This is a genomic window from Nocardia niigatensis NBRC 100131 (assembly GCF_000308655.1).
GTDB lineage: Bacteria > Actinomycetota > Actinomycetes > Mycobacteriales > Mycobacteriaceae > Nocardia > Nocardia niigatensis.
This window is the reverse complement of record NZ_BAGC01000040.1, coordinates 405879-421291: the sequence shown is the minus strand read 5'-3', so window position 1 is coordinate 421291 and position 15413 is coordinate 405879. Positions and strand designations below refer to the sequence as shown.

Below are 15413 nucleotides of genomic sequence, written 5' to 3'. Positions count from 1 at the left end.
TGCCGATTTTCCAAGGCGCTCAGCCGGGCATCGAAATTCCGTATTTCCTACAGGATTCCCTTCATCGCCTCGGTCATCTCCTCGACCGAATGTCGCAGCAGCTTCAGCGCCGCCCGGGTGATCGAGGACGTGATCCAGACCGAGGCCGCCCTCAATCCCGGCAATTCCGGTGGGGCGCTGGCAGATTCGACGGGCCGGGTGGTGGGGATCAATACCGCGGTCGCCGGCATCGGGCTGGGCCTGGCCATCCCGATCAATCTCGACAAGGAACACCCGGACTCCGTCACCGTGCAGCGGGCCGTCGCCCGCGACGCCATCAGCGAAGCCGACCGTCAAGTCGTCGCCGCCACCGCTGCCGGCTCGCCCAACCGCGCGTAGATCGGCGATCGGGTCGACGGGGCCCGTCCGTTCGGCTCGGACGCATTGAATGACTCCTCTGTGCAATCTCTCGCTATGAACGTTCAGGGGCCGGGGCCGAGTGAATCGGCCGGGTGATCGGTCATCCAGTGGCGGTGCGCGGGCGGGGGATTCGGCAGGGGAAGGGCGGGGGAGCCGGGCCCGGATGGTGTCAGCATGGAAGGTGGGAGCCGGTCGCCGCGGTGAGAGGTGGTGGGGTGTGGGGGTTTTCGTGGAGCAGTACGGGGTGGTGCGGTGGGGCGCGGTGATCGCCTTCTGCCTGGCCGCCGCCCTGGTGACCGGCCGGCTGGGCACGGTGCGTCCGGGCATGTGTGCCGGGTCGCGCGCGGATCGGGAGTCCGATGCCGCGCACCTGGTGATGTGCCTGGTCATGCTGGGGATGTTGGTGTTCCCTACAGCCGCCGATCCGCACGCGGTGCGCGCGGTGCTGACGGCCATGGTGGTCGTGTACACGCTGTTGCTGGGGGATCGGATGCTGCGGTGGCGCAACGGGATCCGGGACGCCGACCTCGGGGGAGGCACGGTCGCCCCGTTCGCTTATCACCTGGTGGCGGCCGCGGCGATGCTGTACGCGATGAGCGGGCACGGGCCGCACGAGCACGCCGGGCACGGGCCCGCGGTGCCCGCGCCCGGTCCGGTGCTGGCGCTGGCGGCGCTGTTCGCGGTGGACGCGGCGGCCATGGCGGTTCCCGCCGTGCGCCGCCGCTTGCCGAGGGTGTACCCGCATCCTGTGGGGGCGGCCGGATCCTGGGCCGTGGTACCGCATCTGGTGATGGATCTCGGTACCGCCTACATGCTCGTCGCCGCCGCGGCCGGGTGACTCGGGGGCCGTTCGACCTGTTCACCGTCCTAGTGGTGAGATGGTGAGGAAAGGTCGGTTCGCCCGGATGGGCGTGGCCGGTATCGGGTGATGGAGGTGCTCTGGATGGGTTCGCTGTGGCATGGCTTCGCCGATATGGGTGCGGTCGAACGTGACGGGGCGTTCCTGGTAGCGCGCGGTGAGGGCGCGTACATCTGGGACGAGGGTGGCACGCAGTACCTCGACGCGACCGGTGGCCTCTGGTTCGCCAATGTCGGGCACGGCCGCCGCGAGATCGCCGACGCGGTCGCCGCGCAGCTGACCCAGATCGCGCACTACTCCAACTTCGGCGATCTGGCCTCGCCGGTGACCCGCGATCTGGCCGAACGGCTTTCGGCGCTGGCGCCGGTGCCCGGCAGCAAGATCTTCTTCACCTCGGGCGGCTCCGACGGCGTCGACACCGCCGCGAAACTGGCCCGCCGCTACTGGCAGGAGATGGGCCGCCCCGACAAGACCCTCCTGGTCGGCCGCCAGAAGGCATACCACGGCATGCACGTCGGCGGCACCGCGCTCGCCGGCATCCCGGTCAACGGCGAGGGCTACACCGGCGTCTTCATGCCCGACACCCGCACCATCGAATGGGATCAGGCCAAGGCGCTGACCGCCCTCATCGAGGAGGTCGGCGCGGACCGCATCGCGGCCTTCTTCGCCGAGCCCATCATCGGCGCCGGCGGCGTGTACCTGCCGCCGGAGGGCTACCTCACCGAGGTCCGCCGGATCTGCCGCGACAACGACATCCTGTTCGTCGCCGACGAGGTCGTCACCGGCTTCGGCCGCATCGGCGGATCCTGGTTCGCCTCTTCGCGTTTCGGCCTGGAGCCCGACCTGATGACCACCGCCAAGGGCCTCACCTCCGGCTACGTCCCCATGGGCGCCGTCTTCATCGCGCCCCGCATCGCCGAGCCGTTCTTCGCGGGCGGCGTGTGGTGGCGGCACGGCTACACCTACGGCGGTCACGCCGGCGCGGCCGCCGCAGCCATGGCCAACCTCGACATCGTCGAGCGTGAGCACCTCCTGGACGCCAGCAAGAACCTGGAATCCCTGCTGCACCAGTACTTCTCGCCGCTGGCCGAGCACCCGCGGGTGGCCGAGGTCCGCAGCGGCCTGGGCGCGGTCGCCGCGGTCCAGCTGGCCGACCCGGCCGAGGCCCTCACTATGGTGAAAACCCTGCGCGCTCACGGCGTCTCGACCCGCGCCGCCGGCCAGGGCGCTCTCCAGATCTCCCCGTCCTTCGTCATCACCGAGGCCCAGGTCGCGGAGATGGCCGACCGCTTCGCCCGCGCCCTGGGCTGAAAACTACAGACAGCAGAATCCCCTTCTCCATTTCAGTGAACAGCACTGCCCGTTGAGATCCCCAGCGGTACAGTCCTGTTCACGTTTTGGCGAGTTAATCGCCACTGTGTAGAACCGGGGGAGGGCCCTGACGGTGCCGAATGCATTCAATATCGGCAAGCTGTACGAATTACTGCGAACGCTCGCGGTCCCCCGAAGAACGTCCCAGAGTTTGGCCGAACCCTGCTACGCCGCAGGCGACCACTCCCGGGCCCCATCACCTGCTTGGTGACTGCGGATTTCGCCAATCCGTCGCCGCTGCCCGACGTTAATGCCCGGCTGGGTGTTGGGCATGGGCGAACCGTGCCGCGTGTCGGCGGCGATATCTGCCTGGGCATCCCGCCAATGCTGTCGGGTGATCCAATCGGCAGTGCTGTAACGCGGGAATCGGATGGGCCACATGGCCGCAGCGGGCGATCGCGGTCGAGAAGCACGACGAGGACTGCGTCGGATACAGCGATAATGCGAAACGGGTGTTCAGCGACGATGCGGCGCTGGACGCAATGCAACGAGAGGTGTTCGCTCAGAACGCCCGCGCACAGTCGAATCACGAGCACAGCCCGGGTCGGCCGTTGATCTCGCTTGTCTATTTCGCAGGCATCAGCTACACCGGCAACTCGAATTACCCGGGTGGTGTGCTGGAAGAATTGGCCGGTCTGCTGGCGCAGCAGCGCACATTCGACAACCGGCAGGAGCCCACGGAACCATTGATGCGCATCATCATCGCCAATGGCGGCGATGGAATGAAACAAGCCTCATGGGGTGGTGGACCATATGCTCGGTCGGAACGAGGGAAACGGCTGCCCTGCCGGCACCCACAGCGACCTGGAGGACTGGTCCAACGGGCCGTGACGACCCCACGCCGGCTGAGGTCGCGCTGGTCTGCTCCGGCGCGTTAGATGACCACCGGGTGGTCTGCGACCACGCGGCCGCCGACGCGGGCCCAGCCGTCGGAATCCCATTCGGTGAAGATCTGCGAGCCCTCGCCCTGGATGACGTTCAGACCTCGGGTGAGCAGGGCGGTCAGCGCGAGGGCGGCGGAGCCGGTGGCCTGGTCCTCGGGAACGCCCAAGGCGGGGGCGAACATTCGGGTCCGGACCGCGCCGCGCTGCTCGTTGGTCCAGGCCCAGCAGTAGTGCTGGCCCTCCGGGAAGTCGGCCGGATCCAGGGTGGCGATCTCCGCTGGATCCTCGAACTGGTGGAATTCGAAGGTCGGGGTCCATTCGGCCCGGGCGTGGGCCCAGGTCAGGCCGTCGGAGAGGGTCACCTCGACCGGTCCGGCGGGCACATCGATTATCTTCACGGGACGCTGCTGGTCGCTGAGCCACCACGCGGCGCCGACCAACGGGTATCCGGCGAAGGTCAATTCGGTGGCGGGGGTGTAGATGCGCATCTTCACTCGCCCGTCGACCGGGTCGTCGACCACCGCCGTCTTGCTGTAGCCGGCGCGGGTCGCCAGCGCCTGATGGTCGGCATTCTCGACAGCGGAGCGGCGGACGATGCCGAGCAGATTGCCGAAACGCCCGGCCGCGTCGGTGAACACGCGCACGACCTCGATTTGAGCGCTGTCGCTTTCCGGAACGGTCATGGGATGCGAGCTTACCGACAGTTATCGATTCGCGGGAGGGCTGCGGTGGCGAGCAGGTCTGTTCCTACGCCACAAGCGAAGTGCTGACGGCATTGTCGCCGATCGGCAACCCGATAGCGGCAATTGACTAGCTAATAGTAACGGGGCTGTACACCTTGGTGTGTACAGCCCCGTTACCGACGGGATGCGACTAAACGGTGGCCGTGGCCAGCGCCTCGGTCGACGCCACGGCCTGACCCACGCCCGCCACGATCGCGGCGGCGCGCAGCGCCTCGAAGATCACCTCGCGCGAGACGCCCGCCTCACGCAGCGTGTGCTCGTGTGCCTCCAGGCAGTGCTGGCAGCCGTTGATCGAGGACACGGCGAACGACCACAGCTCGAAGTCGGCCTTGTCCACGCCCGGCGAGCCGATGATCTGCATGCGCAGGCCCGCGCGCAGATCGTCGTAGCGGCCCTCCAGGAACGCCTTGCCGCGGTAGAACACATTGTTCATACCCATGATCGACGCGGCGCCCAGTGCGGCGTTGTACGCCTCGGCGGACAGCACGTCGGCCGCCTCCTCGGCGATCTCTCGCAGCGTGGTCGCCGAGCGGGTGGCCGCGGCCGACGCCAGCAGGGTGCCCCACAGCTGCTGTTCGTTGAGCACGGTGGTCCGCGACAGCGAGGACAGGTTGAGCTTCAGATCCTTGGCGTACTCGGGTAGCGAGTTCTTCAGATTCTCGATGGTCACGACGAATTCCCTTGCGAGCCTTTGCTACACCGACGCGGTCATGAGCTCGCCGGCCTGGATGGTCGGGTCGCCCTTCTTCCAGTTGCAGGCGCACAGCTCGTCGGACTGCAGCGCGTCCAGCACCCGCAGCACCTCATCGACATTGCGGCCCACCGAACCGGCGGTGACGGACACGAACTGGATCTCGTTGTTCGGGTCGACGATGAAGGTGGCGCGGTCGGCGACGCCGTCGGCGTTGAGAACGCCGGTGGCGGTGGCCAGTTCACGCTTGAGGTCACTCAGCATCGGGAACGGGAGGGTCTTGAGGTCCTCGTGCTGGGCGCGCCACTGGAAGTGGACGAACTCGTTGTCGACCGAGGCGCCCAGCACCTGCGCGTCGCGATCGGCGAACTCGTCGTTCAGCTTGCCGAAGGCGGCGATCTCGGTCGGGCACACGAAGGTGAAGTCCTTGGGCCAGAAGAAGACGATGCGCCACTTGCCGGCGTGGTCGTCGCTCGAGATCTGGGTGAAGTAGTCGTCGGGCTGCTGAGCGTTCACCTTCGAGAGGTCACCGCCGATGACAGCCTTCAGGTTGTAGGCGGGGAACTGATCGCCGATGGTCAGCAGGGCCATGCTTACTCTCCTCATATGTAGTCGTGCCGATTGTGTCGAGGCATATTCGATCTTTCCCGAACTGCGGTGAGAGGTAAACGTGATCAGTCGCACTACACTGATAGGTGTGACTGATCAAACTTATCAGCCCACCCTGTCACAGCTGCGTGCGTTCGCCGCCATCGCGGAATACCGGCACTTCGGCACCGCGGCGACGCGGCTCGGCGTGAGCCAGCCCACGTTATCGCAGGCCCTGGCATCACTGGAAAACGGACTGGGGCTCCAGTTGATCGAGCGCAGCACGCGCCGGGTCCTGGTCACCGCCGACGGCAAACGGCTACTGCCGCAAGCCATTGCCACCCTCGAGGCCGCTGACCGATTTATCGCCTCCGCCGCTGGTGAGGGGCTGCGCGGCACCCTGCGGCTCGGCATCATTCCGACTATCGCGCCCTACGTGCTGCCCACCCTGCTGCCCGAATTGCGCAGGCGGGTGCCCGCTCTGGTGCCGCACGTCATCGAGGACCGGACCGCGCGGTTGCTCGACGGACTGCGTTCGGGCGTGCTGGACGTGGCGCTGCTGGCGCTGCCCACCGACGCCGCCGGACTCGTCGAGATACCGCTCTACACCGAGGAGTTCGTGCTGGTGCTGCCGCGCGAACACGAATTGGCCGGGCGCACCGACCTGACCCCCGCCGATCTGGACGCGCAACCGCTGCTGCTCCTCGACGAGGGCCACTGCCTGCGCGACCAGACCCTGGACCTGTGCCGCACCCATGACGCCCAGCCGGGGGCGGTCGGCGACACCCGCGCGGCCTCGCTGACCACGGTGGTGCAGTTCGTCGCGGGCGATCTCGGCGTCACGCTGATCCCGGCCATGGCGGTGGCCGCCGAAACCGCGCGCGGCACTCTGGACATCGCGTCCTTCGCCGCGCCCGCGCCGGGCCGTACGGTCGGACTGGCCTTCCGGTCCTCCACCGCCCGCGGCGACGACTACGACCTGCTCGCCGAGATCATCCGGGAATGCCGGCCGCGCTGACGGCACCCCGCCCGGTGGTGACTCACGACAACCTGCGCGGTTGCGTCGCCCCAGGGTGTCTGAAACGCTCGGGTTCATGCGGATTCACCACCTGAACTGCGGCACCATGGGATTCGGCCTGATCGATCACTGCCTGCTCATCGAGACCCGCGACGCGCTCGTGCTCGTCGACACCGGGTTCGGGCTGGAGGCCGTGCGGCAGCCGGGCAGGATGGTGGGTGCCGGCCGTTTCCTGCTGGGGGCGAAACCGACCGAGGCCGAGACGGCGGTGCGCCAGATCCAGCGGCTGGGCTACGACCCGCGCGATGTCCGCCACGTCATCCTCACCCATCTCGACCTCGACCACTCCGGCGGGCTGTCGGACTTCCCCGAGGCCACGGTGCACGTCCACGGACCCGAATTCCGGGCCGCCACCGCCACTCCCACCCTCTCCGAGCGGCTGCGGTACCGGGCCGCGCAGTGGGCACACGGGCCCAAGTGGATGGTGAACGAGGTCGAGGGCGCCGAGGACTGGTTCGGGTTCACCGCGGTCCGCGACCTGCCCGGGCTGCCGCCGGAGATCCTGGTGGTGCCGCTGGCCGGGCACACCCGCGGGCACGCCGGCGTGGCGATCGACCACGGCAACGGGTGGCTGCTGCACGCGGGAGACTCCTTCGTCACCGAATCCACGCTGCATCCGGAGGAGCCGTTCACCCCGTTCTGGTGGAAGGTCTACGAGACCGGAGCCATTGTGGGCGAGGCATATCGGGCCAATCAGCGGCGACTGCGCGAGCTCCGGAAGCTGCACGGGCACCAGGTGACCATCATCAACTCGCACGACGCGGGCATCTTCGCACGAACAGCCGGCAGATGAATATGCCCACCTCGCCGGAACTCTCGGGGGCGGCGGCCCCGCAACCTCTCGGCGGGCGGTGGAGCCGCGCGCGGCTGCCGGCGGTGGGCGGGCCTCTGTTTGTCTACGGGACGCTCCAATTCGGCGCGGTGCTTACCGAATTGATCGGGCGCGTACCGGACCGAGAGCCCACGCGACTGATCGGGCGGCGGGCGGCCGCGCTGCCCGGCCGCGCCTACCCGGGCTTGGTGACCGCGACGGACGCCGTGACCGAAGGGTTCCTGCTCTCCGGGCTCGCTGCCGACGAGTGGCGGGTGCTCGATGCTTTCGAGGACGACGAATACGATCTGCTGCCGGTGTCCGTGCACGTGGGAAATCGGGTCGGGTACGCGTGGACCTATGCCTGGACCGCCGAGGTCGAGGATCGCGACTGGTCGGCGTCGGTGTTCGAGGCCGGCCACCTGCCGCGCTACGTGGGGAAATGCGCTGCGTGGCGGCGCGATTTGGTCCTGCTCAGCGAGACTGTATGACGCCGGACACATTCGTCCGGTAGAAGTTGGTCGCATGGATGCAGAGGGCACTGAACTGAGGGTGGCGCGGTCGCAGGCGCTCGGAGATCTGCTGCGGCGCAGCGCCGCCCGGGTCCCCGACAAGACCGCGCTGGTCTGGCGGGACCGGCGGGAGAGCTACGCTGATCTCGACGCGGCGGTCAATCGGGTCGCGCACAGCCTCGCCGATCGCGGTGTGACGCAGGGCGACCGGGTCGCGATCTACTCCCACAACTGTCGCGAGTTCGTGCTGGTGTACTTCGCGCTGGCGCGGCTGGGCGCGATCTCGGTACCGATCAACTTCATGCTCACCGCCGACGAGGTGGCGTTCATTCTCGAACACTCCGGGGCCGTCGCGCTGATCACCGAGGATGGGCTGGCCGCCGAGGCCGAGGCCGCGGTGAAACAGCTGAGCGACAGCGAGATCCGGCTGTTCGGCTGGATCGGGCTGGGCGGGCTGCCCGCGACGCCCGGATGGGAGGACGTGAGCGCCTGGGAGCAGCACGCCGACGCCTCCGCGCCCGAGGTGTTCGTCGGCGACGACGATCCCATCCAGATCATGTACACCTCCGGCACCGAGTCCCGGCCCAAGGGCGCGGTGCTGTCCAGCCGCGGGCTCATCGCGCAGTACACCAGCGTGGTGGTGGACGGGCGGATGAGCGCCGACGACATCGAGGTGCACGCTTTGCCGCTGTACCACTGCGCCCAGCTGCACTGCTTCCTCACGCCCGACCTGTGGCTCGGCGCGACCAGCATCCTGCTGCCGGGCCCCGATCCGGCGACCGTGCTGCGCACCATCGAAACCGAGCGGGCCACCAAACTGTTCTGCCCGCCCACGGTGTGGGTGTCGCTGCTGCGGCACCCGGACTTCGACAGCTACGACCTGTCCTCGCTGCGCAAGGGCTACTACGGCGCGAGCATCATGCCGGTCGAGGTGCTGGTGGAGCTCTCCGAGCGACTACCCGGCGTGGGGCTCACCAACTTCTACGGCCAGACCGAACTCGCCCCGCTGGCAACGGTTCTCGCACCCGAGGACCAGCTGACCAGGCCGGGCTCGGCGGGCCGCCCGGCCCTCAATGTGGAGACCCGCGTGGTCGACGACGACGACATCCCGGTCGGCGTCGGCGTGGTCGGCGAGATCGTGCACCGCTCCCCGCAGGCCATGCTCGGCTACTGGAACGATCCCGCGAAGACCGCGGAAGCCTTCCGCAACGGCTGGTTCCACAGCGGCGATCTCGGCGTCCTGGACTCCGACGGCTACCTCAGCGTTGTCGACCGCAAGAAGGACATGATCAAGACCGGCGGCGAGAACGTCGCCAGCCGCGAGGTCGAAGAGGTCCTCTACGAGCACCCCGAGATCTCCGAGGCCGCCGTGGTGGGCATCCCGCACCCGCACTGGATCGAGGCCGTCACCGCGATCGTGGTGGCGCGCAACGGAACCGACCCGGACGCCGGCGCCGTCATCGCCCACTGCAGGCAGCGGCTGGCCGGCTACAAGGTTCCCAAGTACGTGACCTTCGTCGAGGCCCTCCCGAAGAATCCCAGCGGCAAGATCCTCAAACGCGAGCTGCGAACCGCCCACGCCCATCTCGCCGCCGGGGCCTGATCACGAGATCCCGTCCACGTGCGCGATATTCGCGCGATCGCCGGGGTCCGCACTCGCGGCCCCGGCGAACCAGGCGTCCAGCATCTCGGTCAGCTGCGCCCGCGACGTGAGCCGCAGGCTCAACGCCAGCACGTTGGCGTCATTCCACTTCCGTGCTCCCTCAGCGGTATACGCGTCCCCACACAGCGCCGCCCGCACGCCCGGCACCTTGTTCGCCGCGATCGACGCCCCGGTGCCGGTCCAGCAGCACACCACCGCCTGCTCGGCCCGGCCCTCGGCCACATCCCGGGCCGCGGCCTCGCTTGCCCAGGCCCAATCGCCGCGTTCGGCCGGATCGAGGGCGCCGTGCACGATCACCGCGTGCCCGCGTGCCCGCAGTTCCTCGACCACGGCCGTGGCCACGCCGGTGTCCTCGTCGGCGGCAACCGAAATCCTCATGGATGTCAGTATCGCCGCTCGGACCGGGACCCGGGGGAGAGAAGGCGAGGGGCCGGTCAGCGGCCGGCCGCGCGGGCCAGTTCCTCGGGGTACCGGGCCCCCGCGACGGCGTGGGAGGGCGCGGCGGCTTCGATGCGGGCCAGGTCGTCGGCCGACAGCGTGATCTCGGTCGCCGCGACATTCTGCTCGAGGTAGGCGCGGCGCTTGGTGCCCGGGATCGGGACCACGTCGTCGCCGCGGGACTGCACCCAGGCCAGCGCCAATTGGCCGGGTGTGACGCCCTTTTCGTCGGCCAGGGCGCGCAGGGCCTCGACGATGGCGAGGTTGGCGTCGAGATTGCCGTCGGCGAAGCGGGGAAGGCGACGGCGCATGTCGTCGGTGGGGAGGTCGGCCGCGGAGGTGATGGCGCCGGTGAGGAAGCCGCGGCCCAGCGGGGAGAATGGCACGACGCCGATGCCGAGTTCGCGGCAGGCGGGCAGGATCTCGGCCTCGATGTCACGGGTCCACAGCGACCACTCGCTCTGCAGGGCGGTCACCGGATGGACGGTGTGGGCGCGGCGGATGGTGGCCGCGGACGCCTCCGAGATACCGAGGTAGCGGACCTTGCCCGCCTGGACCAGTTCCGACAGGGCGCCCCAGGTCTCCTCGACGGGGACGTCCGGGTCGACGCGGTGCTGGTAGTAGAGGTCGATGTGGTCGACGCCCAGCCGGGCCAGCGATTCGTCGCAGGACTGCTTGACGTAGGCGGCGTCACCGCGCGCGCCCATCGCGCCCTTCTCGCCCCAGACGATGCCGAACTTGGTGGCGAGGACGACCTGGTCGCGCCGGTCGGCGATGGCGCGGCCCACCAGGCGCTCATTGGTTTCGGGGCCGTACACGTCGGCGGTGTCGAGCAGGGTGACGCCGAGGTCCAGGGCGCGGTGAATGGTGGCGATGGATTCGGCGTCGTTGTCGTGCACGCCGTAGGCGCTGCTCATGCCCATGCAGCCGAGGCCCTGCGCGCCGACGGTCAGTGCGCCGAGCTTCCTGGTCGCGATCATGCGGTGAATCCTCCTCGGTAGGGCTGGAATTCGCGGCGGGAGCCGCGCACGGACACGACGCTACGACCTGGAGTGTGCTCCAAGTCAACCGCGAACGCCGGCCGGGAATCAGCGGCGGTTCGGCATGTGGTGACGGAGCAGGACCGTGAGCTGGGTGCCCGCGTCGGTGAACGGCAGCGCGGACTTCAGCGCCCGGCTCTGCACGATCGCGCCCTCGATCACCGACAGCGCGAACCCCGACAGCGAGCACGCGGTCGCCCGCTCGATCCCGGCCTCCACCAACCCGTCGGCCAGGCGCGCGGTCCATTCGGAGAACGCCTGCCCGGCCGCCGACTGCAGGGTCGGGTCGAGTTCGTCGAGTGCGGCGGCCATCATGAACGATCCGGCCCGGAACTCGCTGGTCTCGAGCTGCCCGCGCCAGAAGCCCAGCAGCTCGTCCACCCACGCCTCCAGGGAGGGGGCGGCCGGGAGCGCGTCGGACATGCGGCTCACGTGCGAGTAGACCATGCGCGACACGATGCGCGCGGCGGTCGCCACCAATTCGCCCTTGCCCGAAGGGAAGTGCTGGTAGAGCGAGTTCCTGGAGGCATTGCTGCGCTTGAGCAGTTCGTTCAGCCCGGCCGCGTGCACGCCGTGCTCCTGGACGGTGGTGATGGTGCTCGCGATCAATCGGGCGCGCGGTCCCGCCGTCATTGCAATTTCCTCCAGCACTTGTGTGAACCGATCGGTCCATGTTAAACCTTACCCACGTGAACCGATCGGTTCATATGGGAAAGAGGAATTCCGCGCATGTCAGCCCTCATCGCTACCGCCACCCCGGTCGCCCACGCCGCCTTGCTGGGCCTGGGTGTGTACCGACCCCGCCGGGTGGTCCCCAATGCCGAGATCGTCGACCGCATCAACTCCTCGGACGAATGGATCCGGACCCGCTCCGGCATCGAGGCCCGCCACTGGGCCGAGCCGGACGAGACCATCGTCGGCATGAGCACCGCCGCGGCCACCGACGCGCTCGCCGCCGCGGGCGTCACCCCGCAGCAGATCGACGCGGTCATCCTGGCCACGTCCTCCCAGATGGTGCTGGGCCCGTCGGCCGGCGCGGTCGTCGCCACCGAACTCGGGATGCACGACACCGCCGCCTTCGACGTGTCGGCCGGATGCGCGGGCTTCTGCTACGCGCTGGCCAACGCCGCCAACCTGGTGCGCGCCGGACAGGCCCGGCACGTGCTGGTGATCGGCGTGGAACGGCTGTCGGACCTGCTCGACCAGGACGACCGCACCTGCGCGTTCATCTTCGCCGACGGCGCGGGCGCCGTCGTGGTGGGACCGTCGGACGCCGAGGGCATCGGGCCGGTGGCCTGGGGCTCGGACGGCAGTCAGACCGCGGCGATCAAGCAGGACAAGGACTTTCAGCAGTACTTCGCCGAGGTGGCCGAAGCCGAGGCCACCGGCGGCACCACGGTGCGGCCCTACATCCGGATGAACGGCACGGCCGTGTTCCGCTGGGCCGTCACGTTCCTGGAGAAGGCCTGCCGCGACGCCCTGGATCAGGCGGGCGTGACGGTCGAGGACCTGGACGCCTTCGTGCCGCATCAGGCCAACAGCCGCATCACCGATGCGCTGGTGCGCACCCTGCACATGCCCGAAAGCGTCGCTGTCGCAAGGGATATCGCTGAGACCGGCAATACCAGCGCCGCCTCGATCCCGATGGCCATGGAGCAGCTGATCCGGTCCGGCGCCTCGAAGCCGGGTGACACCGCGCTGCTGCTCGGCTTCGGCGCGGGCCTGGCCTACGCCGGTCAGGTCGTCAAACTCCCCGCGATCGCCTGAGGCGCGGCCCGCGGACAACGAAATCCGTTGTGTGAAACGACGGAAACCGTAGCAATGAGAAGCGCCCCCGCATGGACGTCCGTGCGGGGGCGCTTCCCGGTAGAGCTGGTCGACTAGACGGTGACGCTCGCACGCAGCGCGTGCGGCTCGATCGCGCCGCGGACCAGGGCCTGCGCGTCGATGGTCTCGGCCTTGTAGGGCAGGGTCGACAGGGTGCCGGTCATCTTGGCGACCGGATCCGCGATCGCCTTCGGGGTGCCGAAGATGAAGGTCCACTCGTGCTCGTCGCTCACGTAGGGCACGACGGTCTCGAACAGGTTGTGGAAGCGGGTCCACGAGCGCTTCAGCGTCTCGTTGCGCCACATGGTCTGACAGCCGGCCTGTGCGGCGAGCACGCCGCCCTCGGCGAGCAGCGCCTTGCAGCGGTTGAGGAAGTCGTCCTCGTAGAGGCGGTTGTGCTGCGCGTCCTCGACCCGCTCGTCCGGCAGGTCGATGCAGATCATGTCGTAGCGCACGCCCGCGGCCTCGGCCTTGGCCAGGAAGTCCCAGCCGTCGGCGTAGTGCATCTTGATCGGGCCGGTCTGTGCGACCGCCTCGGCCAGGTCGGCCTGGGTGTAGCCGTAGGGGAGGTGCTCGGCGCACAGCTCCACCTCGAGCTGGTCGATGTCGACGTGATCGACGAGCGAGGCACCCGCGGCCACCGACATCTGGGAGGCGACGCCCTCACCGGAACCGATGATCAGCACCTTGTCCAGCTTCTCGGCCAGCGCGTACCCCGGGACCAGCATGGCCTCGTGGTAGGTGAGCTGCGAGAACTCGGTGGACTGGCGGTCGTCGTCGGAGAACAGGGAGATGCCCTGCTCGGTCCGCGCGATCACCATGTGCTGGAAGGGGGTGTTGGTGTCGACGATGGTTTCCGTCGTGTTCCACACCCGGGTCAGGCCTGCGCCGACCGGCTCGTGGATGCGGCGGGCGGTGTGGCCGCGCTGGATGACCTCGATGTTGACCGAACCCGGAGCCAGTTCGTGCTGCAGCAGTTCGACGGCCTTGGTGGCACCGGAACCGATGCTGCCGCAAGTGAATACGTCGACGAAGATGTCGCCGGACTCAGGGTAGGTGTGGATCGAGGCGTGCGACTCGGCCAGGAGGGCCAGGATGGTGACACCCTGCGGCTCGAACTTCTTGCGCACGACATCGCAGATGGTCACCCCCGCGGCGACCAACGATTTTCGAAGCGCGGTTTCGAGTCGTTCGAGGTCGTCGCAGAGGCCAGCGTCGACACCACCGAACTCGGCCAGCACGTGCCAGCCGGTGAATTCTGCCGTGATCATGGCTAAAACTCACTCTCGCTCAGCGCCAGTGACATGGACTGTCAAAGGCGGAAAACCGTTGAAGGACACCGACGAATAGCTCGCCGTATAGGCGCCGGTCTCGAGGATCCGAACGGGATCACCGGCTCGCAACGTGGTCGGAAGGAGGACACGCGTGCGTTGATAGAGTACATCGTCGCCGTCACACGTAGGACCGGCAACCACGGCCTCGTCCTTCGGATCCGTGTCCCGATCGGTTTGGAATCGGTAGGCGATGTACTCGTTCTCGGTCTCGGCCATGCCGTTGTAGCGGCCGATGTCGAGGTATACCCAGCGCCGCCCGTCCGGCGCCGTGCGAACATTCACCACTTCGGCGTGAATCACACCGGTGTTGCCCACCAGGGCGCGACCGGGTTCCACGACGAGTTCGGTGTGCTCCGGGAGATAGCGGTCCGCCGCCTCGGCGATGGCCGCGCCCAGCTCCGCGAGTCCGGGAGCCGGATCGGCGTACGAAATCGGAAGTCCCCCACCGATATTCACCGCCGTGACTGGAATGTCCTTGATCGCCAACGCTTCCGCGATGGCACCCGCCTGCTCGATGCCGATGCCCCACGCCTTCGGGTCCAGCTGCTGCGAGCCGACGTGGAAGTAGGGGCCGACCACGGTCAGGCCGAGGTCGTGCGCGCGCACCAGCAGCCGCTTGGCCTCACCGGGTGCGCAGCCGAACTTGGTCCCGAAGGGCGTCTGCGACTGCGGCGCCGACGACAGGAACCGGCATTCGACCTCGGAACCCGGCGCATGCTCGGCGATGCGTTCCAGGTCGTCCTCGGTGTCGAAGGCGTAGCGCCGCACACCCGCCGCGTAGGCGGTGGCGATCTGGGACGCCTTCTTGATCGGGTTGCCGTAGCACATGACGGCCGGGTCGACGCCCTGTGCGAGGCAGAGGTCTATCTCTCCGACGCTGGCGACATCGAACTCCGCGCCCTCGCCGTTCAGCAGCCGGATGATCTCCGGCACGGGACTCGCCTTGACGGCGAAGCGAATTCGTGCCGCGGGAAGGGCGGCGTGCAGTGCGCGGTAATTCGCGCGGACCTTGTCGAGGTCGATGACCAGACAGGGTGACTCGGGCAGGTTTCGACCGGGCAATCTAAGGGAACTCTTTTCTGTCGGCCGCTACGGCAGGGACTCAGGCAACCTGCGAGACGATACACGCGTTGGGCCTCGGAAAACGAACCGGTAGACGATCGATTACGTCACTC

Annotated in this window: 16 protein-coding genes and 1 pseudogene; 9 read left to right on the top strand and 8 right to left on the bottom strand. The window is 68.4% G+C overall.

Going from position 1 to position 15413, the window contains the following annotated elements:
• Positions 1–54 precede the first annotated feature (54 nt).
• The 4 genes and pseudogenes from ON33_RS44005 to ON33_RS41240 form a co-directional block, all read left to right on the top strand.
• A pseudogene (locus ON33_RS44005) lies at positions 55–258 on the top strand (trypsin-like serine protease); the annotation flags it as partial.
• A 358-nt stretch (positions 259–616) separates the two neighbouring features.
• Positions 617–1237: a DUF5134 domain-containing protein gene (locus ON33_RS14795; RefSeq protein ID WP_040859101.1), complete on the top strand. Its 621-nt coding sequence runs from the start codon at positions 617–619 to the stop codon at positions 1235–1237.
• A gap of 105 nt (positions 1238–1342) precedes the next feature.
• On the top strand, positions 1343–2569 hold the full coding sequence (locus tag ON33_RS14790; protein ID WP_051152206.1) for an aminotransferase family protein: 1227 nt from the start codon (positions 1343–1345) through the stop codon (positions 2567–2569).
• A gap of 512 nt (positions 2570–3081) precedes the next feature.
• Positions 3082–3507, top strand: a complete 426-nt coding sequence (locus tag ON33_RS41240; protein ID WP_157184539.1) for a hypothetical protein — start codon at positions 3082–3084, stop codon at positions 3505–3507.
• On the opposite strand, the gene ON33_RS14785 is transcribed toward ON33_RS41240, so the two are convergent.
• The 3 genes from ON33_RS14785 to ON33_RS14775 form a co-directional block, all read right to left on the bottom strand.
• Complete coding sequence (locus ON33_RS14785) at positions 3504–4196, bottom strand: PhzF family phenazine biosynthesis protein (RefSeq protein WP_040859097.1); 693 nt, start codon at positions 4194–4196, stop codon at positions 3504–3506. The two genes, ON33_RS41240 and ON33_RS14785, sit on opposite strands and share 4 nt — an antisense overlap.
• A 190-nt stretch (positions 4197–4386) precedes the next feature.
• Positions 4387–4926, bottom strand: coding sequence for an alkylhydroperoxidase, AhpD family (gene ahpD, locus ON33_RS14780; RefSeq protein ID WP_040859096.1), 540 nt, complete (start codon positions 4924–4926; stop codon positions 4387–4389).
• 24 nt (positions 4927–4950) lie between these two features.
• Positions 4951–5538 (bottom strand): peroxiredoxin, encoded by a 588-nt coding sequence (locus ON33_RS14775; RefSeq protein WP_040859095.1) that lies wholly within the window; start codon positions 5536–5538, stop codon positions 4951–4953.
• Positions 5539–5644: 106 nt separating this feature from the next.
• Between ON33_RS14775 and ON33_RS14770 the strand changes: the two genes are divergently transcribed.
• From ON33_RS14770 to ON33_RS14755, 4 genes are all read left to right on the top strand, one after another.
• A complete protein-coding gene (locus tag ON33_RS14770; protein ID WP_040859093.1) occupies positions 5645–6553 on the top strand; it encodes a hydrogen peroxide-inducible genes activator in 909 nt (302 codons plus the stop codon).
• A gap of 76 nt (positions 6554–6629) precedes the next feature.
• Positions 6630–7406 (top strand): MBL fold metallo-hydrolase, encoded by a 777-nt coding sequence (locus tag ON33_RS14765; RefSeq protein WP_040859092.1) that lies wholly within the window; start codon positions 6630–6632, stop codon positions 7404–7406.
• Positions 7403–7915 (top strand): gamma-glutamylcyclotransferase family protein, encoded by a 513-nt coding sequence (locus tag ON33_RS14760; RefSeq protein ID WP_083868956.1) that lies wholly within the window; start codon positions 7403–7405, stop codon positions 7913–7915. The genes ON33_RS14765 and ON33_RS14760 overlap by 4 nt, the downstream gene beginning before the upstream one ends.
• Positions 7916–7949: 34 nt before the next feature.
• Positions 7950–9539: an acyl-CoA synthetase gene (locus ON33_RS14755; RefSeq protein WP_040859090.1), complete on the top strand. Its 1590-nt coding sequence runs from the start codon at positions 7950–7952 to the stop codon at positions 9537–9539.
• Here the strand turns inward: ON33_RS14755 and ON33_RS14750 are convergent, their stop codons facing one another.
• The 3 genes from ON33_RS14750 to ON33_RS14740 form a co-directional block, all read right to left on the bottom strand.
• On the bottom strand, positions 9540–9977 hold the full coding sequence (locus ON33_RS14750) for an RpiB/LacA/LacB family sugar-phosphate isomerase (protein ID WP_040859088.1): 438 nt from the start codon (positions 9975–9977) through the stop codon (positions 9540–9542).
• 56 nt (positions 9978–10033) lie between these two features.
• Positions 10034–11017: an aldo/keto reductase gene (locus ON33_RS14745; RefSeq protein WP_040859087.1), complete on the bottom strand. Its 984-nt coding sequence runs from the start codon at positions 11015–11017 to the stop codon at positions 10034–10036.
• Positions 11018–11125: 108 nt separating this feature from the next.
• A complete protein-coding gene (locus ON33_RS14740; RefSeq protein ID WP_040859085.1) occupies positions 11126–11710 on the bottom strand; it encodes a TetR/AcrR family transcriptional regulator in 585 nt (194 codons plus the stop codon).
• 96 nt (positions 11711–11806) lie between these two features.
• On the opposite strand from ON33_RS14740, the gene ON33_RS14735 reads away from it, so the two are divergent.
• The gene (locus ON33_RS14735; protein ID WP_040859084.1) at positions 11807–12844 is read left to right on the top strand and encodes a beta-ketoacyl-ACP synthase III; all 1038 of its coding nucleotides are present in this window, start codon (positions 11807–11809) and stop codon (positions 12842–12844) included.
• A 113-nt stretch (positions 12845–12957) separates the two neighbouring features.
• Here the strand turns inward: ON33_RS14735 and speD are convergent, their stop codons facing one another.
• Together speD and ON33_RS14725 are read right to left on the bottom strand one after the other, a co-directional pair.
• Positions 12958–14172 (bottom strand): adenosylmethionine decarboxylase, encoded by a 1215-nt coding sequence (gene speD, locus ON33_RS14730; protein ID WP_051152204.1) that lies wholly within the window; start codon positions 14170–14172, stop codon positions 12958–12960.
• Positions 14173–14184: 12 nt separating this feature from the next.
• A complete protein-coding gene (locus ON33_RS14725) occupies positions 14185–15285 on the bottom strand; it encodes a type III PLP-dependent enzyme (RefSeq protein ID WP_040859331.1) in 1101 nt (366 codons plus the stop codon).
• Positions 15286–15413 lie beyond the last annotated feature (128 nt).